Origin of the sequence: Clavibacter michiganensis (assembly GCF_016907085.1) — a bacterium.
Lineage (GTDB): Bacteria > Actinomycetota > Actinomycetes > Actinomycetales > Microbacteriaceae > Clavibacter > Clavibacter michiganensis_O.
Window position 1 is genome coordinate 606,497 of the sequence record NZ_JAFBBJ010000001.1, and the last position, 22,253, is coordinate 628,749.

20 protein-coding genes are annotated in these 22,253 nt (G+C 73.7%); 11 read left to right on the forward strand and 9 right to left on the reverse strand.

Features of this window, described 5'->3' with window-relative positions:
• Nucleotides 1-15: 15 nt before the first annotated feature.
• Complete coding sequence (locus JOE38_RS02765) at nt 16-834, reverse strand: aminotransferase class IV (protein WP_204574759.1); 819 nt, start codon at nt 832-834, stop codon at nt 16-18.
• Between the two features lie 53 nt (nt 835-887).
• Here JOE38_RS02765 and JOE38_RS02770 point away from each other — a divergent pair, with 53 nt between their 5' ends.
• The 5 genes from JOE38_RS02770 (at nt 888) to holA (ending at nt 8,998) form a co-directional block, all read left to right on the forward strand.
• Nucleotides 888-2,438 (forward strand): anthranilate synthase component I family protein, encoded by a 1,551-nt coding sequence (locus JOE38_RS02770; RefSeq protein ID WP_204574760.1) that lies wholly within the window; start codon nt 888-890, stop codon nt 2,436-2,438.
• Nucleotides 2,439-2,489: 51 nt separating this feature from the next.
• Nucleotides 2,490-5,048: a leucine--tRNA ligase gene (gene leuS / locus JOE38_RS02775; RefSeq protein ID WP_204574761.1), complete on the forward strand. Its 2,559-nt coding sequence runs from the start codon at nt 2,490-2,492 to the stop codon at nt 5,046-5,048.
• Nucleotides 5,049-5,401: 353 nt separating this feature from the next.
• A complete protein-coding gene (locus tag JOE38_RS02780; protein WP_307838827.1) occupies nt 5,402-6,148 on the forward strand; it encodes a ComEA family DNA-binding protein in 747 nt (248 codons plus the stop codon).
• Nucleotides 6,149-6,228: 80 nt separating this feature from the next.
• On the forward strand, nt 6,229-7,884 hold the full coding sequence (locus JOE38_RS02785) for a ComEC/Rec2 family competence protein (protein WP_239544733.1): 1,656 nt from the start codon (nt 6,229-6,231) through the stop codon (nt 7,882-7,884).
• Nucleotides 7,885-7,969: 85 nt separating this feature from the next.
• Nucleotides 7,970-8,998, forward strand: a complete 1,029-nt coding sequence (gene holA, locus JOE38_RS02790; RefSeq protein WP_204574763.1) for a DNA polymerase III subunit delta — start codon at nt 7,970-7,972, stop codon at nt 8,996-8,998.
• 118 nt (nt 8,999-9,116) lie between these two features.
• Here holA and rpsT read toward each other — a convergent pair whose 3' ends face one another.
• Both rpsT and JOE38_RS02800 read right to left on the reverse strand, forming a co-directional pair.
• Nucleotides 9,117-9,380 carry a 30S ribosomal protein S20 gene (rpsT, locus tag JOE38_RS02795; RefSeq protein ID WP_012038238.1) on the reverse strand — a complete coding sequence of 88 codons (264 nt, stop codon included), beginning with the start codon at nt 9,378-9,380 and terminating at the stop codon, nt 9,117-9,119.
• A gap of 135 nt (nt 9,381-9,515) precedes the next feature.
• Nucleotides 9,516-10,034: an NUDIX hydrolase gene (locus JOE38_RS02800; protein ID WP_204574764.1), complete on the reverse strand. Its 519-nt coding sequence runs from the start codon at nt 10,032-10,034 to the stop codon at nt 9,516-9,518.
• Between the two features lie 104 nt (nt 10,035-10,138).
• Here JOE38_RS02800 and JOE38_RS02805 point away from each other — a divergent pair, with 104 nt between their 5' ends.
• The 3 genes from JOE38_RS02805 to lepA all read left to right on the forward strand — a co-directional run bounded on the left by JOE38_RS02805 (nt 10,139) and on the right by lepA (nt 14,343).
• Complete coding sequence (locus JOE38_RS02805; protein ID WP_204574765.1) at nt 10,139-11,398, forward strand: amidohydrolase; 1,260 nt, start codon at nt 10,139-10,141, stop codon at nt 11,396-11,398.
• Nucleotides 11,395-12,372: an epimerase gene (locus JOE38_RS02810; RefSeq protein WP_204574766.1), complete on the forward strand. Its 978-nt coding sequence runs from the start codon at nt 11,395-11,397 to the stop codon at nt 12,370-12,372. Before JOE38_RS02805 ends, JOE38_RS02810 begins: the two co-directional genes overlap by 4 nt.
• A 123-nt stretch (nt 12,373-12,495) precedes the next feature.
• Complete coding sequence (gene lepA / locus JOE38_RS02815) at nt 12,496-14,343, forward strand: translation elongation factor 4 (protein ID WP_204574767.1); 1,848 nt, start codon at nt 12,496-12,498, stop codon at nt 14,341-14,343.
• A gap of 31 nt (nt 14,344-14,374) precedes the next feature.
• On the opposite strand, the gene JOE38_RS02820 is transcribed toward lepA, so the two are convergent.
• From JOE38_RS02820 to JOE38_RS02830, 3 genes are all read right to left on the reverse strand, one after another.
• A complete protein-coding gene (locus JOE38_RS02820) occupies nt 14,375-15,193 on the reverse strand; it encodes a hypothetical protein (RefSeq protein ID WP_204574768.1) in 819 nt (272 codons plus the stop codon).
• 261 nt (nt 15,194-15,454) lie between these two features.
• Nucleotides 15,455-16,225: a hypothetical protein gene (locus tag JOE38_RS02825; protein WP_204574769.1), complete on the reverse strand. Its 771-nt coding sequence runs from the start codon at nt 16,223-16,225 to the stop codon at nt 15,455-15,457.
• Nucleotides 16,226-16,316: 91 nt separating this feature from the next.
• On the reverse strand, nt 16,317-17,087 hold the full coding sequence (locus tag JOE38_RS02830) for a hypothetical protein (protein ID WP_204574770.1): 771 nt from the start codon (nt 17,085-17,087) through the stop codon (nt 16,317-16,319).
• Nucleotides 17,088-17,500: 413 nt separating this feature from the next.
• Between JOE38_RS02830 and JOE38_RS02835 the strand changes: the two genes are divergently transcribed.
• A complete protein-coding gene (locus JOE38_RS02835; protein ID WP_015490238.1) occupies nt 17,501-18,154 on the forward strand; it encodes a DUF1990 family protein in 654 nt (217 codons plus the stop codon).
• 21 nt (nt 18,155-18,175) lie between these two features.
• Here the strand turns inward: JOE38_RS02835 and JOE38_RS02840 are convergent, their stop codons facing one another.
• Nucleotides 18,176-18,877, reverse strand: coding sequence for an HAD family hydrolase (locus JOE38_RS02840; protein WP_204574771.1), 702 nt, complete (start codon nt 18,875-18,877; stop codon nt 18,176-18,178).
• A gap of 79 nt (nt 18,878-18,956) precedes the next feature.
• On the opposite strand from JOE38_RS02840, the gene hemW reads away from it, so the two are divergent.
• Entirely contained in the window at nt 18,957-20,180 is a 1,224-nt protein-coding gene (gene hemW / locus JOE38_RS02845) for a radical SAM family heme chaperone HemW (protein ID WP_204574772.1), read from the forward strand.
• 19 nt (nt 20,181-20,199) lie between these two features.
• Here hemW and JOE38_RS02850 read toward each other — a convergent pair whose 3' ends face one another.
• Nucleotides 20,200-20,613 carry a VOC family protein gene (locus JOE38_RS02850; protein ID WP_204574773.1) on the reverse strand — a complete coding sequence of 138 codons (414 nt, stop codon included), beginning with the start codon at nt 20,611-20,613 and terminating at the stop codon, nt 20,200-20,202.
• Between the two features lie 10 nt (nt 20,614-20,623).
• Complete coding sequence (locus tag JOE38_RS02855) at nt 20,624-21,019, reverse strand: DUF4870 domain-containing protein (protein WP_194682609.1); 396 nt, start codon at nt 21,017-21,019, stop codon at nt 20,624-20,626.
• A 186-nt stretch (nt 21,020-21,205) separates the two neighbouring features.
• On the opposite strand from JOE38_RS02855, the gene hrcA reads away from it, so the two are divergent.
• Nucleotides 21,206-22,228, forward strand: a complete 1,023-nt coding sequence (gene hrcA / locus JOE38_RS02860; protein ID WP_204574774.1) for a heat-inducible transcriptional repressor HrcA — start codon at nt 21,206-21,208, stop codon at nt 22,226-22,228.
• Nucleotides 22,229-22,253 lie beyond the last annotated feature (25 nt).

The window sequence follows — 22,253 nt, forward strand, 5'->3', positions numbered from 1 at the left end:
GTCGTCGCGCCGTCGTCAGGCCGCGGGCAGCTCGCGCCGCAGCGCGTCGAGGCGCGTGCGCCAGGCGCGCACCCGGCCGGGCTCGGCCGCGACGGCGGGGCCGTCGATCCAGCCGCGCACCAGGCGGATCCCGTGCAGCGCGCTGACGGCCCACACCTCGCGGCCGTCGAGGTCGGCGGGCCGCGCCCGCTCGTGCAGCACGTCGACGCCGAGGGCCGTGGACAGCGCGACGATGCTGCGCTCGGTGACGCTCGGGATCCGGGGCACGTCGCCCTCGACGACCGCGAGGGCGTCGCCGTGCCACCACAGGATCGCGCTGTAGGCGCCCTCCACGATCGTGCCGTCGTCCGCGAGGATCACGGCCTCGCCCGCGCCGTACCGGGACGCGCGGCTGCGCAGGGCGCCGAGCGCGTGGAGGTCCGGTCCCTTGACGCGCGGCATCGTTCGCGGGTCCGGCCCGTCGTGGTCGCGGAGCACCACCGACGCCGTGCGCTCCGGTGCGGGCCGGATGAGGAGCCGCGCGACGTCGCCGTCCGGCCCGCGGAGCGCCTCCACGCGCGGGAACCACGCGCCGTCGCGCGGCAGCGCCGCCACGGCGGCGTCGAGGAAGGCCGCGGGATCCGGCACGGCAGCGGACTGCAGCCGCAGCGACGCGAGGAACCGCTGGCGATGGACGTCGAGCGCGAGCACGCGGCCCCCGTCGACGAGGAACGAGTCGGCCGCGAGCACCCGGTGGCCGGCGGGCCGCGCCTCCTCGACCCCTCCACCGGCCGGATCCGCGGTGCCCGCCGCCCAGCCCGCCGCGGTCCACCGGAGGCTCGTCTCGGAACTCATACCCTTGAGGCTAGGCGGCCGCCGGGTGCGCTCACGACACCGGGAGGCCGACCATGCACGAGGGCGACGCGCGCGCCGGTCGGCCGGTCGTCGGCAGGCGGCTGGGCGGCTGGCACGAGCCCGAGGCGGTCTTCCTCGCGCTCTTCGCCGCGGAGTCGGCCGGCGACGTCGCCTGGGTCGACGACTCCGCGGGGGAGGGCTGGAGCTACCTCGCGGCGTCCGCCGGCACGACCGTGGAGTGGCCGCGCGGCGTCTTCGCCGGGCTGGCGGAGCTGCTGCCCGCGTCGGCCCTGCCGTCCGCGGTGCCGCCCTCCGCGCGCGACGCCGACGACCACGACGCCCTCCCCGACGGCCTGGCCTTCCGGCTGGGCCTCGTCGGCTGGATCCCGCACGACGCCTGGACGGAGACCGTCCCCCTCCACCACGCACCGGTCACCGCCGTGGTCGACGCCGACGCCGACGCCGCGCGTCCCGTCCCGGCCGCCGCCATGCGCGTCGACCGCCTCCTCGCCTTCGACCACGCGGCGGGGGAGGTCTGGGCCGTCGCGCGCGCGGGTGATCCGTGGCCGTGCGCCGTCGAGGAGGTGCTCGCCCGCGCGGCATCGGCCGGGGCACGTCCCGTCCAGCCCGCCGAGGCTTCCGACGCCCACGCCCACGCCGACCTGCCGCCGCTGTGGCGCCACGACGACGACGCCTACCTCGACCTCATCCGCTCCTGCCAGGAGTCCATCCGCCGCGGCGACGCCTACCAGCTGTGCCTCACCAACAGCGCGGCCGTCCCGGGCGTCGTGGATCCGGTCCGCGTCCATGTCGCCCTCCGCGCCCTCAGCCCCACCCACCACGGCGCCTTCCTGCGCATCGGCGGCACGGTGCTCGTCAGCGCGTCGCCCGAACGGTTCGTGGAGGTTGACGCGGGCGGCACGCTCCGCACCCTGCCCATCAAGGGCACGCGGCCCCGCCACGCAGATCCCGCCGCCGACGCGCGGGCGCGCGCCGACCTCCTCGCGAGCGAGAAGGAGCGCGCGGAGAACGTCATGATCGTCGACCTCATGCGCAACGACCTCAGCCGCGTGTGCGTGCTCGGATCCGTCCGCGTCACGAGCCTGTTCGCCGTGGAGGCCTACGCGCAGGTGCACCAGCTCGTCAGCCGCGTCGAGGGGGAGCTCGCGCCCGGCGTCTCCGCCGTCGACGCGGTGCGGGCGCTGTTCCCGGCAGGATCCATGACGGGCGCGCCGAAGTCCGCGGCCGTCGGCATCCTGCATGCGCTCGAGCGCGGCCCGCGCGGCGTCTACGCGGGCGCGTTCGGCTGGTTCGGCGACGACGGCCGCGCCGACCTCGCCATGGTGATCCGCTCGGTCGTCGTCACGGACGGCCGCGCGACGGTCGGCGCCGGCGGCGGGATCACGGCGCTGTCCGTCCCCGAGGAGGAGCTCGATGAGGTGCGCGTGAAGGCGGCGCCGCTCCTGGCGGCCGTCCGCGCGGGTCGCGTGGAATCGCCGCGCGGCGGACGCACCGCGCCGCATCCGCCCCTCCCCAGCGCGCCCGATCCGGCCCGAGCGGCGGCCCCTCCCACCGGTTCGGGACCGCACCCGCGCGTTCACTAGTCTTGTCGAGGCCTTCACGGCCGCGACCCCCGCATCGAATCGAGAGCGCCCTTGGCACACGAGACACCCGACACCCCCGGCGACACCTACGACTTCCACGCCATCGAGGCGGAGTGGTCGGAGGTGTGGGAGCGCGAGCAGCCGTTCCGCACGCCGGACGCGAGCGACAGCCGCCCGCGCAAGTACATCCTCGACATGTTCCCGTACCCCTCGGGCGACCTCCACATGGGCCACGCGGAGGCCTTCGCGCTCGGCGACGCGGTCGCGCGCTACTGGCGCCAGCAGGGCTTCAACGTGCTGCACCCCATCGGCTGGGACTCCTTCGGCCTGCCCGCGGAGAACGCCGCGATCAAGCGCGGGGTCGACCCGCGCGAGTGGACCTACGCCAACATCGAGACGCAGAAGCAGTCGATGAAGCGCTACGGCCTCTCCTTCGACTGGGAGCGCGAGCTCCACACGAGCGACCCCGAGTACTACCAGTGGAACCAGTGGCTGTTCCTCAAGATGCACGAGAAGGGCCTCGCCTACCGCAAGGACAGCTGGGTCAACTGGGACCCGGTGGACCAGACCGTGCTCGCCAACGAGCAGGTCCTGCCGGACGGCACGTCCGACCGCTCCGGCGCCGTCGTCGTCAAGAAGAAGCTCACGCAGTGGTACCTGCGCATCACCGACTACGCCGACCGCCTCGTCGACGACCTCAACCAGCTCGAGGGCACGTGGCCCGCCAAGGTGCTCAGCATGCAGCGCAACTGGATCGGCCGGTCGATCGGCGCCGAGGTCGACTTCGTCGTCGAGGGGCGCGACGAGCCCGTCACGGTCTTCACCACGCGCCCGGACACGCTGCACGGCGCGACCTTCATGGTCGTCGCGCCCGACAGCGACCTGGCCGCGGAGCTCGTCGAGGGCGCGTCGGAGGAGGTCCGCGAGGATTTCCGCGGCTACCTCGAGCGCACGCAGCGCCTCAACGAGATCGAGCGCTCCACCACCGACCGCCCGAAGACCGGCATCCCGCTCGGCCGCACGGCGATCAACCCGGTCAACGGCGAGCGGATCCCCGTCTGGGCCGCCGACTACGTGCTCGCCGACTACGGCACGGGCGCGGTCATGGCCGTCCCCGCGCACGACCAGCGCGACCTCGACTTCGCGCGCGCCTTCGACCTGCCCGTGCGCGTCGTCGTCGACACGACGCAGCCCGTCACGGGCGCGATCCGCATCATCCCCGAGGACGGCGAGCTGCCCGACCTCGAGGAGGTGCTGCCCGGTCGCACGGGCGTGGCGCTCCCCGGCGAGGGCCGCCTCATCAACTCCGGGTCGCTGAACGGCCTGAGCAAGCAGCCGGCCATCAAGCGCGTCATCGAGCAGCTGGAGGCGGAGGGCCGCGGGCGCGCCGCCAAGAGCTACCGCCTGCGCGACTGGCTCATCTCGCGCCAGCGCTTCTGGGGCACGCCCATCCCCATCGTCTACGACGCCGAGGGCAACGAGATCCGGGTGCCGGAAGACCAGCTGCCCGTCCGCCTGCCGGACACCGAGGGCCTCGACCTCACGCCGAAGGGCAAGTCGCCGCTCGCCGCCGCCACGGAGTGGTCGAACGTGCCGAGCCCGGTGGACGGCAGCCCGGCCACGCGCGACCCCGACACCATGGACACGTTCATGGACAGCTCCTGGTACTGGCTCCGCTTCCTGTCGCCGAATGACGCCACCAAGGCGTTCGACCCGGCCGACGCCGACCGCTGGGCGCCCGTCGACCAGTACGTGGGCGGCGTGGAGCACGCGATCCTGCACCTGCTGTACTCGCGCTTCATCACCAAGGTCCTGTTCGACCTCGGCTACGTCACCTTCACCGAGCCGTTCAGCGCGCTGCTCAACCAGGGCATGGTGCTCTCCGGCGGCAGCAAGATGTCGAAGAGCAAGGGCGGGGTCGACCTCGGGAGCGAGATCGACCGGCACGGCGTCGACGCCATCCGCCTGACCATGGCGTTCGCCGGCCCGCCGGAGGACGACATCGACTGGGAGGACGTCTCCCCGTCGGGCTCCGCGAAGTTCCTGGCGCGCGCGTGGCGCCTCACGGGCGACGTCACGAGCGCGCCCGAGGTCGAGTGGAAGACGGGGGACGAGGCGCTCCGCCGCGTCACCCACCGCTTCCTCGCGGAGGCGCCCGGCATGCTCGAGGCCTTCAAGTTCAACGTCGTCATCGCGCGCACCATGGAGCTCGTCAACGCCATCCGCAAGACCATCGACCAGGGTCCGGGCGGCGGCGACGCGGCCGTGCGGGAGGCGACGGAGGTCGTCGCCATCGCGCTCAGCCTGTTCGCGCCGTACACGGCGGAGGACATGTGGAAGCGCCTCGGCCGCGAGGGCTCGGTCGCGTTCGCGGGCTGGCGCAAGGCCGACCGCAACCTGCTCGTCGTGAACACGGTCACGGCCGTCGTGCAGGTCGACGGCAAGGTGCGCGACAAGCTCGAGGTCGACGCGAAGATCGGCGCCGACGAGCTCGAGGCGCTCGCGCGCGAGACCGCGGGCGTCAAGCGGTCCACCGCCGGACGCACGATCGACAAGGTCATCGTCCGCGCGCCGAAGATCGTGAGCATCACCACCACGCCCGCTCCCTGAGGGGCGGACAGCGACACGACGTCGCGGTGAGACGAGGGCGGTCCGGCGACGGGCCGCCCTCGCTCCATCCCAGGGCGGATCCGCGTCCGCGATCCCCAGGACCGTGCCGCGCGGGCCGCGGGTCGCTGACCTCCGCCTACGTTGCCCGCATGCGCCCCCTCCGCCGTCCCCGTCCCGGCCCAGGCCCCGGCGCCGCCGAGCAGCCGGGATGGGCTGACGGCGGGGAGGAGCCCGACTCGGCGTGGCCCTCGCAGGCAGCGCCGTCATGGCGAGAACCTGTCGACGGGGATCCGGCCGACGTCGTCCTGGCGCCCCGCGCCCCCGCCGACGCGCGTCCGCTGCCCGGTCAGCGGGTGCGCGTCCGACTGCGCGTCGGCGTCGGGGCGGCGGCCGTGCTGGTCGGCGCCGCGCTCGTGGTGACGATCCTCGTCACCGCCGTCCAGTCGGCCGGCGAGGCCTCCCCGACGGCGCCCGCCGCCGCGCGTCCGAGCTCCGCCGCGCACGCGGGCACGGGTGTCGACGCGTCGGACGAGCCCGCGCACGGTGATGCGGCCGGCGACGCCGGGGACGAGGACGCAGCCGCCGGGGACGAGGACGCAGCCGGCGCGGGCGACGCGGACGGCGGGGGCTCCGGATCCGCGGACGGCGCACGGACGCCCATCTACGTGCACGTGGTCGGCGCGGTCGCCTCCCCGGGCCTCTACCCCCTCGCGCCGGGGAGCCGCGTCGTCGACGCCCTCGCCGCCGCGCACGGCTTCGCCGCCGGGGCGGACACCGCGGGGGTGAACCTCGCGCGCGTCCTCTCCGACGGCGAGCAGCTCGTCGTCCCGCGTCAGGGGGAGGCGCCGACAGCCTCGGCCGCACCGGCGGGTTCGGCCGGCGGCGTCGCCGGGAGCGCGAGCCCATCCGCGCCGGTCGACCTCAACACCGCCACGGCGGAGCAGCTCGAGACGCTCCCGCGCGTCGGCCCGTCCCTCGCCGCGCGCATCATCGCGTGGCGATCCGCGCACGGTCGCTTCGCGCGTGTGGCCGACCTGGGGCGGGTCCCGGGCATCGGCGATCGCACTCTCGCGTCGCTCACGCCGCTGGTGCGCGTGTGACCCGCAGGTCAGGAGCCGCCGGCCGCTCGGGCAGACCGTCGCGAGGGTCGTCGGGCGCGGCGCCGCACGTCGATCTCCGCTTGGCGATCCCCGCAGCCGTCGGCTGGACGACCACGGCGGTCGCGATCGGCATCCGCGGTGCGTCCGCGCCGTCGGCCGTCGCCGCCGCGTCGCTGGCGGTGGTCTCCGCCGGGATCGCCGTCCGATCGGCCGTCCGCGCGCGGGCGCGTGCCGCCGCGACGGGATCAGCCCACGCCGGACCGCGCCGCTTACGGCGCGGAGCGGAGGCGTCGGCCTCGCCCGTGCGCAGCGGTGCGGCCGCGCTCGCGGTCGCCGCCGGGGTGACGGCCATGCTCCTCGGCGCCGCGGCGGCGCGGGAGCCGTCGCGCCACCCGCGGATCCTGGAGATCGCCGTGCACGCGGACGGCATGGTGGTCGCGGACGCCGTCGTCGACGAGCCCCCTGCCCCGGTCGCCTCGCGCTCCGGGAGCGGCTCCGGGCGCCCCGACCGGGTGCGGATCGTCGCCCACCTCATCTCCATCCACGTCGGCCGCGAGGCGCGCGGACGGACCGACGACGACGTGCAGCTGCCGGCGCCGGTGCCCGTCGTGATCTTCGCCACGGGCGCCGGCGACCGAGGCGACGGATCCGGGCGCGGGCGCCCGGGCGTGGGCGCCGTCGTGCGTCTGAGCGCCGCCGTCCGGCCCGGGGATCCGGGTGATCGCGCGGCGTACCTCCTCCTCGCGCGCGGCGCCCCCGAGCCCCCAGGCGGTCCCGTCGGCCCGCTCGGCATCGCCGACGACCTCCGCTCCGGCCTCGCCGACGCCGCGTCCCACCTCCGCGGACCCGGGGCGCAGCTGCTGCCCGGGCTCGCGATCGGGGACGTGTCGGCGGTGACGCCCGCCCTCGCGCAGACCATGAAGGACAGCTCGCTCACGCACCTCACGGCGGTCTCGGGGGCGAACTGCGCGGTGATCGTGGGGCTCGTGCTCACGCTGGCGGCCGCGGTCGGGCTCCGACGACCGGCGCGGGCGGTCGCGGCGCTGGCGGCGCTCGGCGCGTTCGTGATCCTGGTGACCCCGCAGCCCAGCGTGCTGCGCGCCGCCGTCATGGCCGCCGTGCTCATCGTCTCCACCGCGTCCGGCCGGCCCTCCCGCGGCCTGCCCGCCCTCTCCGTGGCCGTGGTCATCCTGCTCACGGGGGATCCCTGGCTCGCGCGCGACCTCGGCTTCGCCCTGAGCGTGCTGGCGACCGCCGGGCTCCTCGTGCTGGCGCCCCCGCTCGCGGACCGCCTGTCGCGCCGCGTGCCGCGCCGCCTGGCCGAGGCGCTGGCGATCCCCGTCGCCGCGCAGGTGGCGTGCCAGCCGGTGCTCCTCGTGCTGCAACCCGGCCTACCCGTGCACGGCGTGCTCGCCAACGTGCTCGCCGAGCCCGCCGCCGCGCCCGCCACCATCGGCGGGCTCGTCGCGTGCGTCGTCCTCCCGGTGTGGCCGTCGGCGGGCGTCCTCGTGCTGCGGCTCGCGTGGCTGCCCGCATCCTGGATCGCCGCGGTCGCCTCCGTCACGTCCCGCCTCCCGGCGGGCCGTGTGCCGTGGGCGGCGGGGCCGGCCGGCGTCATCGCCCTCGCGGTCGCGATCGCCCTGGTCGTCGCGGTGGTCGCGCTCGGCCGACCGACGGCACCCCCGCACCCTCCGGCCGCCGTCACCGGGCCGGGCGACGTCGCACCCGACGGCTAACCTGGAGCCGCCCGACCGCCGGCTCGCCCGGCAGACGATCCCGCACCCCCGCACCCCGCACCCCGCACCTCCCGGAAGGACCCGCATGGCGACCAGGACGTCCCGCAGCACGGCCGCGAAGCCCTCCGCGGCCATCCCGCAGCTCCCGTGGGACGCGGTGCGGCCGGCGCCCATCGTCCTCGTGTCCGGCACCGAGGCCCTCCTCGCCGACCGGGCGATGCGACGCCTCCGCGACATCCTCACGGCGGAGGACCCCCGCATCGAGGTCTCCGACATCGAGGCCGACTCCTACGCGCCGGGGGAGCTCATCACGCTGGCGAGCCCGTCCCTCTTCGCGGAGCCGCGGCTCATCCGCGTCGTCAACGTGGAGAAGTGCTCCGACCAGTTCCTGCTCGACGCCGTGGCCTACCTCGACTCGCCGGCCGACGACACCTACGTGGTGCTCCGCCACGCCGGGGGAGTGCGCGGCAAGAAGCTGCTCGACGCCGTGCGCGCGGGCACCGGCGGCGGCATCGAGATCGTGTGCGCGGAGCTCAAGAAGGACAGCGAGAAGCACGACTTCGCCGTCGCCGAGTTCCGCGCGGCGAAGCGCTCCATCACGCCGGGCGCCGTGCGGCAGCTCGTCGCGGCGTTCCAGGACGACGTGAGCGAGCTCGCCTCGGCGTGCCAGCAGCTCATCTCCGACACCGCCCACGAGATCACCGAGGTCACCGTCGACCAGTACTACGGCGGGCGCGTCGAGATCAACTCCTTCGCGGTCGCGGACTCCGCGATCGCCGGCCGCAGCGGCGAAGCGCTGGTGCTGCTCCGGCACGCGCTCACCTCGGGCGCGGACCCGGTGCCCCTCATCGCCGCCTTCGCCATGAAGATCCGCACCATGGCGAAGGTGTCGGGCGTCTCGGGAGCCTCGGGCCAGCTGGCGTCGAAGCTGGGCATGGCGCCGTGGCAGGTCGACCGCGCTCGGCGCGACCTGCAGCTGTGGGACGACGCGGGTCTCGGGCGGGCCATCGAGGCCCTCGCCGAGGCGGACGCGCAGGTCAAGGGCGGCGGACGCGACCCCGTCTACTCGCTCGAGCGCATGGTGCGCACCGTCGCCTCCCGCGGCCGGGACTGACGCCGGGTCCACCACGCCCGCCGACCCGCTCCGCCCCTGCACGCGACGACGCGACCCGCCCCGGATACGACGACGGGCCCCGCGCGATGCGCGGGGCCCGTCGTCACACCAGGGGAGGTCAGCCGATCTTGGCGACCTGCTTGGCGATCGCGCCCTTGCGGTTCGCGGCCTGGTTCTTGTGGATGACGCCCTTGCTGGCGGCCTTGTCGAGCTTCTTGCCGGCGAGGCTGACGGCCTTGACGGCCGCGTCCTTGTCGCCCGCGGTGATGGCGGTCTTGACGGAGCGGATGGCCGTCTTCAGCTCGCTCTTGACGGCCTTGTTGCGCTCCTGGGCCTTCTTGTTGGTGCCGATGCGCTTGATCTGCGACTTGATGTTTGCCACGTGTTATGTCTTCCGTTCGAATTGTCGTCGTATGAGTTGCCGCTCAGCGAGAGAGGGCGCCTGCGGCGATACCGCGTGATCGGGGAGGATCACACGCAAGCCAACAGGCGACGATACCAGGTCCGGGCCCGGAAATCAGGCCGCGGGGCCCCGCGCGTCGCGGTCGTGGCGGGGGAGGTCGTCGCCGGGACGCACGAAGCGGGTCTCGGGCTCGTCGTCGAGCGCGTTCCGGATCCGCGCGCGGAAGTCGGCGGACATGTCCGGCAGCGCGTCCACCGGCCACCACGCCACCTCGAGCGACTCGTCGTCGTTGACGCGCGCCTCGCCCGAGACGTAGCGGCAGCGGAAGGTGAGGTCGAGGTAGCTCGCGCGGTCGCCGTTCGGGTAGGTGACCTCGCCCGTCGTCCCCACCGCGACCAGCCGCTGCACCTCCACGGTCACGCCGGTCTCCTCCTCGGCCTCGCGCGAGGCGGCCACGGCCGGCTCCTCGCCGGGATCGAGGATCCCCGTCACGGGCGCCCACTCGCCGGTGTCGCTGCGTCGGACGAGGAGGACGCGCGGGCCGTCCAGGATCACCGCGGTGACGCCCGAGAGCCAGAGGGGAGCGGTGCCGATCCGCTCGCGGAGGGAGACGATGAAGTCGGGGATGCCCATCCCGCGAGCGTACCGACACACCGCGACGCCCTCCGGCGGCCGCGGAGGAGCGGCGCACGCCCCGCGCCGCCCGCCCCGTCCCGCCCGCGTCCTAGGCTCGGAGCATGCCCCTCTCCGACAGCACCGCACCCGTCCGCGCCTCCGCCTCCTCCGTCACCGCGATCGTCGGCGGCCACGTCGTCCCCGTCGACGGCGCCCCGATCCCGGGTGGCACCGTCCTCCTCCGCGACGGCCTCGTGGCCGCGGTCGGCCAGGGCACCGACGTCGAGGTGCCCGAGGGAGCGACCGTCATCGACGCGAGCGGTCGCTGGGTGCTCCCCGGCTTCGTCGAGGCGCACGGCCACGTCGGCATCCACGAGGAGGCCAACGGCCCCGCGGGCAACGACACCAACGAGATGACCGACCCCGACATGAGCTCGGTGCGCGCGATCGACGCCATCGACATCGACGACGAGGGCTTCCGGGACGCGCTCAAGGGCGGCGTCACGACCATCGTCGTGAAGCCCGGCTCCGGCAACCCGATCGGCGGCCAGTCGGTCGCGATCAAGTCGTGGGGCGGCCGCACGATCGACGAGCAGCTCGTCAGCGACTCGGTGAGCGTCAAGAGCGCGCTCGGCGAGAACCCGAAGCGCGTCTACGGCGCCAAGGACCGCACGCCGTCGACGCGCCTGGGCGTCGCGATGGTCATCCGCCGCGCCTTCCGCGACGCCGAGGACTACCGCGCCGCCCGCGACCACGCCGAGAAGGAGGGCAAGCCCTTCTCCCGCGACCTCGGCAAGGAGACCCTCGTCCGCGTCCTCGACGGCGAGCTCGCCTGGGACCAGCACACGCACCGCCACGACGACATCGCCACCGCGATCCGCCTGGCCGACGAGTTCGGCTACCGCCTCGTCGTCAACCACGGCACCGAGGGCGACAAGATCGCGGACGTGCTGGCCGAGCGCGGCATCCCGGTGATCTTCGGTCCGATGATCACCTCGCGCTCCAAGGTCGAGCTGCGCGACCGCGCCGTCGCGAACCTCGCCGCGCTGCACCGCGCCGGGGTCCTCGTCGCGATCACGACCGACGCGCCCGTCGTGCCCATCGACTTCCTCGTGCACCAGGCGTCCTTCGCGGTGAAGGACGGCCTGCCCGCCGACATCGCGATCCGCGCCATCACGGCGAACCCCGCCGCGATCCTCCGCCTCGACCACCGCGTCGGCGCGCTCACCCCCGGCCTCGACGCCGACGTCGTCATCTGGTCGGGCGACCCGCTCGACGTCCAGTCCCGCGCCGAGCACGTCATCATCGGCGGCGACACGGTCTACACCTGGGCCGGCGGCACGGGGACCACGGTCGAGCGCGGCACGCGCTTCGGCGCATGAGCGGCGCATCGGGGGCGGCCGCCCCGCGCACGGCCGTCGTCGCGGGCGCGTCCGGCTTCATCGGGCAGGTGCTCGTGCGCGAGCTCGCCGACGAGGGCTACCGCGTGCTCACGATCGGCCGGTCCGGCGCGGATGCGCGCTGGGGCGATGAGGACGGGATCCGCCGCATCGTCGACGGTGCCGACCTCCTCGTGAACCTGGCCGGCAAGAGCGTGAACTGCCGCTACGGCGTGGCGAACCGCCGGGAGATCCTGCGCTCGCGCGTCGAGACGACCGGCGAGCTCGCGCGCGCCGTCGCGGACAGCGCGCGGCCCGTGCCGGTCTGGATCAACGCCTCGACCGCCACCGTCTACCGGCACGCGACCGACCGCCCGCAGACCGAGTCGACGGGGGAGCTCGGCGACGACTTCTCGCCGTCGGTGGGCCGGGCGTGGGAGCGGGCGTTCTTCGCGCCCGAGCTGCCCGCCACCCGCCGCGTGGCGCTCCGGATCGCGATCGTGCTCGGCCGCGACGGCGCGCTCCAGCCCCTGCTCGGCCTCGCGCGCTTCGGCCTCGGCGGCCCGCAGCTCGACGGCCGGTTCCCCGGACGCCCGTCCCGGATCCGCGCCGGCGCGCACCACGTCTTCCAGCCGACGAAGGGACGCCAGGTCTTCAGCTGGCTGCACATCGACGACCTCGTCGGCATCATCCGCTTCGTGCGCGACACCCCGTCGCTTGAGGGCCCGGTCAACGCGTCGAGCCCCGCGCCCGTCACGAACCGCCGGCTGATGAAGGTCCTCCGCCGCGCCGTCGGCATGCCCGTCGGGCTCGCCGCGAACCGGTGGATGCTCGAGGTCGGCATGTGGCTGTTCCGCACCGAGCCGGAGCTCGTCCTCAAGAGCCGCTGGGTCGTCCCGGAGACGCTCGAGGCCGCGGGATACCGCTTCCGCTGGCCGGAGCTCGACGCGGCGGTCGACGACATCGTCCGCCGCTGACCGTCCCGCGGCGCGCTCTGGCCGGCCGGCTGCGCGCCGCGGGGATGCCCCGGCGGGCGGCCAGGCGGGCGTCCCATGGGATGATCGTGGTTCCGCTCCACCGAAGAGACCCGTAAGGAACGCGTGAGCCCCCTAGCAACGAAGGCCCTCCGGCCCGCCGCGACCGACCCCGCGTCCATCCGCAACTTCTGCATCATCGCCCACATCGACCACGGCAAGTCCACGCTGGCCGACCGCATGCTGCAGATGACGGGCGTGGTCGACTCGCGCTCCATGCGCGCCCAGTACCTCGACCGCATGGACATCGAGCGCGAGCGCGGCATCACGATCAAGAGCCAGGCCGTGCGCATGCCCTGGGAGCTGGACGGGCAGACGTACGCCCTGAACATGATCGACACCCCGGGCCACGTCGACTTCTCCTACGAGGTCTCCCGCTCGCTCGCCGCATGCGAGGGCGCCATCCTCCTCGTCGACGCGGCGCAGGGCATCGAGGCGCAGACGCTCGCGAACCTCTACCTCGCGCTCGAGAACGACCTGACGATCATCCCGGTGCTCAACAAGATCGACCTGCCCGCGGCGGATCCCGACAAGTACGCCGCCGAGCTCGCCTCGCTCATCGGCGGCGACCCGTCCGACGTGCTGCGCGTCTCCGGCAAGACGGGCGCCGGCGTCGAGGACCTCCTCGACCGCGTCTCGCGCACCATCCCCGCGCCCGTAGGCGACCCCGACGCCGCCGCGCGCGCCATGATCTTCGACTCGGTCTACGACGCCTACCGCGGCGTGGTCACCTACGTCCGCATGATCGACGGCAAGCTCAGCCCGCGAGAGAAGATCTCGATGATGTCGACGCGCGCCACCCACGAGATCCTCGAGATCGGCGTCAGCTCGCCCGAGCCCACGCCGTCCGACGGCCTCGGGGTCGGCGAGGTCGGCTACCTCATCACGGGCGTGAAGGACGTGCGCCAGTCGAAGGTCGGCGACACCGTCACGACGGCCGCGCGCCCCGCGACGGAGGCGCTGCCCGGCTACACCGAGCCGCTGCCCATGGTCTTCTCGGGCCTCTACCCGATCGACGGATCCGACTACCCCGACCTCCGCGACGCGCTCGACAAGCTCAAGCTCTCCGATGCGGCGCTCGTCTACGAGCCCGAGACCTCGGTCGCGCTGGGCTTCGGCTTCCGCTGCGGGTTCCTCGGGCTCCTGCACCTCGAGATCATCACCGAGCGCCTCTCGCGCGAGTTCGGCCTCGACCTCATCACCACCGCTCCGTCGGTGATCTACGAGGTCACGAGCGAGGACAAGAAGACGGTCACCGTCACCAACCCGAGCGAGTTCCCCGGCGGCAAGATCGTCAGCGTCTCCGAGCCCGTCGTGAAGGCCGCGATCCTCGCGCCCAAGGACTGCGTCGGCACGATCATGGAGCTGTGCCAGTCGCGGCGCGGGATCCTGCTCGGCATGGAGTACCTCGGCGAGGACCGGGTGGAGATCCGCTACACGATGCCGCTCGGCGAGATCGTGTTCGACTTCTTCGACAACCTCAAGAGCAAGACGGCCGGCTACGCGTCGCTCGACTACGAGCCCGCGGGGTCGCAGGACTCCGACCTCGTGAAGGTCGACATCCTGCTGCAGGGCGAGCAGGTCGACGCGTTCAGCGCCATCGTGCACCGCGACAAGGCGTACGCCTACGGCGTGCTCATGACGGGCCGCCTCCGCGAGCTCATCCCGCGCCAGCAGTTCGAGGTGCCGATCCAGGCGGCCATCGGCGCGCGGATCATCGCCCGCGAGTCCATCCGCGCCATGCGGAAGGACGTGCTCGCCAAGTGCTACGGCGGCGACATCACCCGCAAGCGCAAGCTGCTCGAGAAGCAGAAGGAGGGCAAGAAGCGCATGAAGATGGTCGGCCGCGTCGAGGTCCCCCAGGAGGCGTTCATCGCCGCGCTCTCGGGCGACACGGAGAAGAAGGCCAAGTAGCGCCTCCCTCCGTGCGCGGAGGGAGCGGCCCTCAGCAGGTCGTCGGTCGCGGGGAGCCCGCGGCCACCCACTGGGAGTAGGTCATCTTCACGCCGTCGGGCGCCGCGTAGCCGGAGTACGTGATGTCGGGAGATCCGGCTGCCATGCAGTACCGGTCCCCGGGGAACGACTTCACGACCTGGGGCGTGGGATACGCGTACGAGGCCCACGAGTCGTAGGAGAGCAGCTCGCCCTGCACGTTCCTCGTGTCCTCGATCACGATGGAGGGCAGCCACGGCAGCTTGCGCACGTAGGAGCTGGCGTAGAAGACGTTCCCCTCGCCGGGCTGCTCCGCGAGGGCCGGCGAGCCGAGGTGCCGGTACTCGTCGAAGGTGAGCTTGTGGTCGGTGAACTCGGTGCGTCCGACCGAACGCGACAGCGAGGCGATGCTCGAGAAGACCTCGCTGGACGAGGCCCACTTGTACACGCCGGCCGTCGAGGACAGGCGCGTGGTGACGGGGCGCGGGGAACCGGCGCGCTGCCATTCGCCGTAGCTGATCGGCAGCGAGACGGGATAGTCGGGGAGGGCGATCTCGGCGTACACGACGGGCGACCACGTGGATCCGAAGAACGTGGCGGACTCCCGGGTGGGAGCCGGGAACCCATCGGCTCGCCACTCCGAGAACGTCGCGATCGTGGTGACGGTGTCCTCCGGGTTGCCGTCTCCGTCGACGAGGATCAGATCGTCGAGGAACGGCACGGAGTGGTACGAGCGTGTCCGGGCCTCGGCGGCGCTGGCGGGGGCGGCCGCGACGGCGCCGCCGACGAGGAGCGCGCCGACGAGGGCGAGCGCGGTGAGGGAACGGTTCATGGAGGCCTCTCGGGCGATGGGGATGAGGGTGGGGAGACGGGTGGAGACGGAAGACCGCGAGGCGGTCCTGTCCGAGCATGGCGTGCATCCGTCCGCCGCCGCGCGTGCTTCCGGACCACCACCTGGACGGCTGGCCGGACGGGCGTCCATCGCGTAGCCGTCAGGGTGACACCTGGCCGGTGGGTCGGTCCGAGCCCGCCGTGCACGACGCGCCCCCTGCCTCGAGGGGCAGGGGGCGCGTCGACCGGCAGGCGGAGTCCGTCAGCAGGTCGTCGGACGCGGGGAACCGGCGGCCACCCACTGACCGAAGGTGAGGGTCACGCCGTCCGGCGCCGCCAGACCCGAGTAGCGGACGTCCGCCGAGCCGGCGGCCTGGCAGTATCGGTCGCCGTCGAAGGAGGCGACGACCTGCGGCGTGGGCTGCGCGAGGTAGGTCCACGTCGCGAAGTCGATCCGCGCGACCTGGCCGGTGTAGAGCTCCCTTCCCACGATGCTGTCGCTCCACGACAGCTTGCGGTAGGGCTCCTCCTGGGGCCCGACGACGGCGGGGTACCCGAGGTGGCGATACTCGGGGAACGTCAGCTTGTGCTGGGCGGGCTCGTCCGCGAAGGCGACGCCGGCGGAGACGAAGAGCTCGTCGGAACCGCGGTACTTGTACACGGTGGAGTCCGCGGCGAGACGGTCGGTGCGCGGCGTCGGCGCACCCAGCTTCGTCCAGGACGCGTAGTCGAGGTACGCCGAGAACGTGACGCGGCCTGCGGTGGCGTCGGCGAAGATCGTCGAGTCCCACGTGTACTTCACGTAGTCCATGGAGGCGGGCCGCGGCTTCGGGAAACCGTCCTGCTTCCAGTCATCGAAGGTCGCGGGCACGACGGTCGGGCCGTCGGGGGAGTCCACGTCGACGAAGAGGTCGGCGCTGTACGGAACGGAGTAGTACTGCCCGGCGCCGATCGCGGCGTGGGCGGGCAGGGCGACGGCGGCGCTGCCGAAGACGACGGCGGCCGCGATGAGGGAGCGGATCGTGCGGTTCATGATGCCTTTCGTGGCGGGTAGCTGATGGTCATGCGGCCGGATGGCGCGAGTGCCGGGGGAGACACCGGGGTGTCGGGGTGGCGGGGTGGCATCAGCAGCGCGCGGGCTGCGGGGAACCGGCCGCGACCCACTGGCCGAAGTCGAGCTTCACGCCGTCCGGTGCCGCGATGCCGACGTAGCGGATGTCCGCGGAGCCCGCGGCCTGGCAGAACCTGTCGCCGTCGAACGACTTCACGATCCGCGGGGTGGGACGGGCGTAGTAGTCCCAGGTGGCGAAGTCGAGCGCCTCGTCCTCGCCCGTCCCCGTGTCGGGGCCGACGATCGAGGGGAGCCAGGACAGCTTGCTGAACGCGTAGTCCAGGACGTCGGGAGCGGGGTAGCCGAGGTGAGCGAATTCGGCGAAGGTCAGCTTGTGGTTGACCGGGAGGTCGTCGCCGTAGCTGCCCTGACCGACGAAGACCTCGGAGGAGTATCCGTAGCGGAAGGCCTGGCCGTCCACCGCGAGGCGGTCGCTGGTGGCCTTCGGCGATCCCGCAGCGCGCCACTGCCCGTACGTGAGGGCGAACGACGCGGCCGCGGCGTCGGTCTGCACGTCGGCGTAGATCGTCGGGGACCACGTGTAGGAGCGGTAGGCGACCCGGCTCGGCACCGGCTTCGGCAGCCCGTCCGAGGCCCACTCGTCGAAGGTGGCGATCTGGAGGTAGAAGACCCCCTCGCCCTCGCCGGTCGTGTAGAGGTCGCCGCTGAAGGGGACCGAGTAGTAGGTGCCGTCGCCGGGTGCCGCCTGCGCCGGCGTGGCGACGAGGGCGCTGCCGAGCACGAGGGCTCCGGCGATGGCGAGGGCGGGGATGGAGCGGTTCACGATGGCCTTCCGATGGTCGACGCGATGGTCGAGAGGTGCGGGAGTGGATGCGGGGGTACGGCGGATCGAGGCGCGTACGACGACCGGACCGCGATGCGGACCGGGACGAGTGCACCCGAGATGACGTTCCCCTGGGCCGGTCCGACCGGCCGTGGCTGAAAGCTATCGGCCCCGGGAGGCGCGAAGGAGAACCCCGGGTCACGGACGGATAACGCTTCGATCCGCGCTACGGCGCGGGGATGAGGGACCCGCCCTCGTCGTCATCCGCACGGATGAGACGGGGCCGTCCGGCACCCCCGAGCAGGGGGCGAGCGTGCTCCGCGGGCCTCGTCGCGGGCGGCGCCGCACGGCGCGATGAGGCGAGCCCGCCCACGTCGGGGGAGCGCGCAGCGACACGCCGTAGTCTTGACGTCATGCGCCGCAGCACCTACACCGCGACCGCCGTCACGTACGGCTCCGTCGGCGGCACCCAGGCCGTCGACCTCATGACCTACCCGCCCGAGGGCTACCGTCCCGCGGAGGCGAGCGCCCGGCTCGGCAGCGGCGACGAGCGCTTCGAGCAGGCCGTCGCCCTCCTCATGACGTGGGGCGTGCAGCGCGGCAGCGGCATCGAGGTCACCCGCATCGAGCAGGAGGTGCCGGACGACCCCGGCTACACCGGCCTCGAGTTCGACGAGGACGGGGTGCCCCAGGTGCCGGTCGACCGCCCGCGGGAGACGCTGTACGGCGACGACGGCACCGCATGGATCACGTCGGGGACCTCGGCCGTGCTGCGCATGCCGTTCGGCCCGTTCCATCCCGAGGCGCCGGTCCGCGTCGTGTACACCGTGCAGGAGACCGACCGCGTCGGCTTCGCGTACGGCACGGTGCACGGGCACCCGCTGAGCGGCGAGGAGGCGTTCCTCGTCTCCCGGGAGCCCGACGGCAGCGTGTGGCTCACCCTCCGTGTCTTCTCGCGACCGGCGTCGTGGCCGATGCGGCTCGCGAGCCCGGTCCTGCGCATCGTGCAGGGCGTGTTCATGCGCCGGTACCTGCGGTCGCTGCACCCGGCGGTCGCGTCCGCCTGATCCGCCGTCCGCCGAGCCGCGTCAGCGCGCGGAGAGCCCGTCCAGGTACGCCATGACCTCGTCGTGGCCCGTCGCGAGATCGGGCACCACGACGGCCGCGTGCGCGTCCGGCGACCGGAGCTGCGCGACGTCGTAGGCGCCCGTGGCGACGGCGACGAACGGGAAGCCGGCGGCCTCGGCCGCGACGCCGTCGGCGGGGGTGTCGCCGATGATCACGACGGTCGCCCCGGCCAGCGCCTCCGCGGCGCGGCGCGTGAGGTCGCTGCGGATCCGCGCCTCGTGCCCGAAGAACGACGCGTCCCAGTCGAAGAGGTCGACGTCGAGCCCTGCGCCGTCCAGCTTGTACCGCGCGCGGAGCGGCGAGTTCCCGGTGAGCAGGGCGTTCACCCAGCCGCGCCCGGCGACGTCGGCGACGAGCCGCGGCACGCCGACCGGCACCTCGCGCCGGCCCGCGCCGTAGTGCTCGACGCGCGACATGCCCTCGAGCTGCTCGCGGACCGCCGCGTGCAGCGACTCCGGCAGGCCGTACAGGTCGAGCGTCTCCCAGATGATCTGGCCGTCCGTCTTCCCGTGCGCGTGCACGGTGCGGTCCGGGAGCTCCTCGCCCGCGGCGAGCTCGATGGCGCGGTGGTACATGCTGCCGGCGCGCGGGCCGTTGAGGAGGAGCGTGCCGTCGACGTCCCAGAGGACGTGCAGGGGCCGGGGCGAGGGGGCGTCGGTCATGCCCCCATCCTGCCGGAGGACGGGGCCGCCCCCGCCGGCGGCGGACCCGGGCGCCTCCCGGCCGGGGGATGATGGACGGATGCCGTCCGCCCTGCCCCTCGCCGATCCCGCCCCCGCCGACGGCCTGCTCCCCGCCTCGGCGTCGGTCGGCGCCGACGCCCGCGCGTTCGGCGTGTACCTGCACGTCCCTTTCTGCCGCGTCCGCTGCGGCTACTGCGACTTCAACACCTACACGGCACCGGAGCTGCGCGGCGTGAAGCAGTCCGACTACGCGTCGCAGGCCGTGCAGGAGGTGCGCTTCGCGGGATCCGCGCTGCGGGCCTCCGGCGTGCCCGCGCGTCCCGCGTCCACCGTCTTCCTCGGCGGCGGCACCCCGACGCTCCTGCCGGTCGAGGACCTCGTCCGGATGCTCGACGCCGTGCGCGACACGTGGGGCATCGCCGCGGGCGCCGAGGTCACGACCGAGGCGAACCCCGACAGCGTGGACGACGCGTACCTGGCCGCCCTCGCGGCGGGCGGCTTCACGCGCGTGTCCTTCGGCATGCAGTCCGCCGTGCCGCGCGTGCTCGCGACGCTCGAGCGCACGCACGATCCCGCCCGGATCGCGCCCGTCGTCCGCGGCGCCCGCGCCGCCGGACTCGAGGTCAGCCTCGACCTCATCTACGGGACGCCGGGGGAGACCATCGACGACTGGCGCGCCTCGCTCGAGCAGGCGATCGCGCAGGAGCCCGACCACCTGTCCGCGTACGCGCTCATCGTGGAGCCCGGCACGAAGCTCGCGCGGCAGATCCGCCGCGGCGAGGTCCCCGAGCCCGACGAGGACCTCCAGGCCGACATGTACGAGCTCGCCGACCGCCTCCTCGGCGAGGCCGGCTACGAGTGGTACGAGGTGAGCAACTGGGCGCGTGGCGGCCGCCGGAGCCGGCACAACCTCGCCTACTGGCAGGGCCACGACTGGTGGGGCGTCGGCCCCGGCGCGCACAGCCACGTGGGCGGCGTCCGCTGGTGGAACGTCAAGCACCCCGCCGCCTACGCCGACCGCGTGCTCGCGGGGGCCTCGCCCGGCGCGGGCCGCGAGTCGCTCGACGACGCGACGCGCGAGGTCGAGCGCGTGCTCCTCGGCGCCCGCATCCGCGACGGCCTCGCCATCCCGACGCTCGCCGCGGAGGGCCGCAGGCAGGTCGCGGGGCTCATCGCGGACGGCCTGGTCGATCCGCGTGCCGCGCTCTCCGGCACCCTCGTTCTCACGCTGCAGGGGCGCCTGCTCGCCGACGCCGTCGTGAGGCGCCTCCTCGAGGACTAGGCGTCGGCCAGGCCGGGCGTCAGAGGACGACCGCGCCCACCACGTCGACGCCCTCGCGCTCCGCGTCGCTGCGCTCCACGCAGAACTCGTTGCCCTCGGGATCCGCGAGCACCACCCAGCCGCTCCCGTCCGCGTTCCTGCGGTCGGCGACGAGCGACGATCCGAGCGCCAGCACCCGGTCGACCTCCTCGTCGCGGGTGCGGTCGTCGGGTGCGAGGTCGAGGTGGAGCCGGTTCTTGGTGGTCTTGGGGCTGTCCGCCCGCTGCAGGATGATGCCGAGGCCGGAGACGGGATCACCGAGCCATGCGGCGTCCTGGCCGGGCAGGTTCGGCTCGTCCGGGTCCTCCGCGAAGCCCGTCACGCCCGCCCAGAAGAGCGAGAGCGCGTGCGGGTCGCGGCAGTCGATCGCGACGTGCCGGATCCTCGCGCTCACGGTCGTCCGCCTACTTGATCCACCGGATGTTGAGCGGGTAGCGGTATGGCCGGCCGGCCTGGACGCGCGTGCCGCCGATGATCGCGAACACGATGTTGACCACCACGACCGCGAAGATCACGAGGCCGAGGAGGAGGTTGAGGATGATCCCGAGGATGGGGATGACGATGAAGATCGCCTGCAGCACGTTGAGGATGACGAGCGCGCCCGCGACGTTGATGGTCCAGTTGGTCGCCTCCTTGCCCTCCTGGTCGGTGAAGCGGCCGCGCTCGCGGAACACGAGCCAGACGATGAACGACGGCACGATGAGGATCGCGAGGAAGTGCGTGAGCGACGCCCAGAGGCGGTCCTCGCTCGGCGTGAGCGGGGCGGGCGCGCCGTACGGGTGGGGATCGGGTGCGGACATCGCGGGAGCCTCTCGGTGCCGGGTGCCGACCGGGGAACGGCGGACGCAGGCGGATCGTGGGTGGAGCCTGGCAGCACCGGGCTGGTCCACGGTACCGCCGACGACGCGCGCCCGGCAACGCCGAGCACCCGCGGAGCCGCGGTACGATTGGCAGTCAGAACCGACGAGTGCCAGGAGGGAGCCGCCATGGTCTCGGAACGCGGACTCGACGTCCTCCGGGTGATCGTGCAGGACTACGTGTCCTCGCGGGAGCCCGTGGGCTCCAAGTCCATCGTCGAGCGCCACGCCTTCGGCGTCTCGGCCGCCACCATCCGCAACGACATGGCCCTCCTCGAGGAGGAGGAGCTGATCGCCGCCCCGCACACGTCGTCCGGCCGCGTGCCGACGGACAAGGGGTACCGCCTCTTCGTCGACCAGCTCGCCGACGTGCGTCCGCTCACGCCCGCGCAGCGCCAGGCGATCCACGTGTTCCTCGGCGAGTCGGTCGACCTCGACGACGTGCTCGCGCGCACCGTCCGCCTCCTCGCGCAGCTCACCAACCAGGTCGCGCTCGTGCAGTACCCGTCGCTCGCCACGAGCCACGTGAAGCACGTCGAGCTCGTGGCGCTCTCCACCACGCGCGTGCTCACCGTGCTCATCACCGACACGGGTCGCGTCGAGCAGCGCGTCGTCGAGCTGGCGGGCGACCCGGACGACGCGTTCCTCGCGGTCATGCGCACGCGCATCAACCAGGCGGTCGGCGGGCTCGGCCTCGCCGAGGCGGCGGCCCGGCTCGAGACCCTGTCCGACGAGGTCGAGCCCGCGCAGCGCGCGGCCGCGTCCGTGCTGGCGGGCACGCTCGTCGAGCAGGTGCTCGCGAACCGGCAGGAGCGATTGCTGCTCGCCGGATCCGCGAACCTCGCCCGCACGGAGCGCGACTTCCCCGGCAGCATCTCGCCCGTCCTCGAGGCCATCGAGGAGCAGGTGGTGCTCCTGCGCCTCCTCGGCGAGATGGAGGCCGACCAGCACGGCGTCTCGGTGAGCATCGGCCGGGAGAACGCCCCGTTCGGCCTCGGCGAGACCAGCGTGCTCACCAGCGGCTACAGCTCGTCCGGAGGGGTCCTCGCGCGCCTCGGCGTGCTGGGGCCGACCCGGATGGACTACTCCACCAACATGGCGTCGGTGCGCGCGGTCGCGCGCTACCTCTCGCGCCTGCTCGAGGAGCGGTGACGGCCCCGCGCCGGCGCACCGCCCC

What these genes read in the sequence shown, in the direction of transcription:
- JOE38_RS02765 (WP_204574759.1), bottom strand. Translation starts at nt 834, where the DNA reads ATGAGTTCCGAGACGAGCCTCCGGTGGACCGCGGCGGGCTGGGCGGCG.
- JOE38_RS02770 (WP_204574760.1), top strand. Translation starts at nt 888, where the DNA reads ATGCACGAGGGCGACGCGCGCGCCGGTCGGCCGGTCGTCGGCAGGCGG.
- holA (WP_204574763.1), top strand. Translation starts at nt 7,970, where the DNA reads ATGGCGACCAGGACGTCCCGCAGCACGGCCGCGAAGCCCTCCGCGGCC.
- JOE38_RS02800 (WP_204574764.1), bottom strand. Translation starts at nt 10,034, where the DNA reads ATGGGCATCCCCGACTTCATCGTCTCCCTCCGCGAGCGGATCGGCACC.
- JOE38_RS02805 (WP_204574765.1), top strand. Translation starts at nt 10,139, where the DNA reads ATGCCCCTCTCCGACAGCACCGCACCCGTCCGCGCCTCCGCCTCCTCC.
- JOE38_RS02810 (WP_204574766.1), top strand. Translation starts at nt 11,395, where the DNA reads ATGAGCGGCGCATCGGGGGCGGCCGCCCCGCGCACGGCCGTCGTCGCG.
- JOE38_RS02820 (WP_204574768.1), bottom strand. Translation starts at nt 15,193, where the DNA reads ATGAACCGTTCCCTCACCGCGCTCGCCCTCGTCGGCGCGCTCCTCGTC.
- JOE38_RS02825 (WP_204574769.1), bottom strand. Translation starts at nt 16,225, where the DNA reads ATGAACCGCACGATCCGCTCCCTCATCGCGGCCGCCGTCGTCTTCGGC.
- JOE38_RS02835 (WP_015490238.1), top strand. Translation starts at nt 17,501, where the DNA reads ATGCGCCGCAGCACCTACACCGCGACCGCCGTCACGTACGGCTCCGTC.
- JOE38_RS02840 (WP_204574771.1), bottom strand. Translation starts at nt 18,877, where the DNA reads ATGACCGACGCCCCCTCGCCCCGGCCCCTGCACGTCCTCTGGGACGTC.
- hemW (WP_204574772.1), top strand. Translation starts at nt 18,957, where the DNA reads ATGCCGTCCGCCCTGCCCCTCGCCGATCCCGCCCCCGCCGACGGCCTG.
- JOE38_RS02855 (WP_194682609.1), bottom strand. Translation starts at nt 21,019, where the DNA reads ATGTCCGCACCCGATCCCCACCCGTACGGCGCGCCCGCCCCGCTCACG.
- hrcA (WP_204574774.1), top strand. Translation starts at nt 21,206, where the DNA reads ATGGTCTCGGAACGCGGACTCGACGTCCTCCGGGTGATCGTGCAGGAC.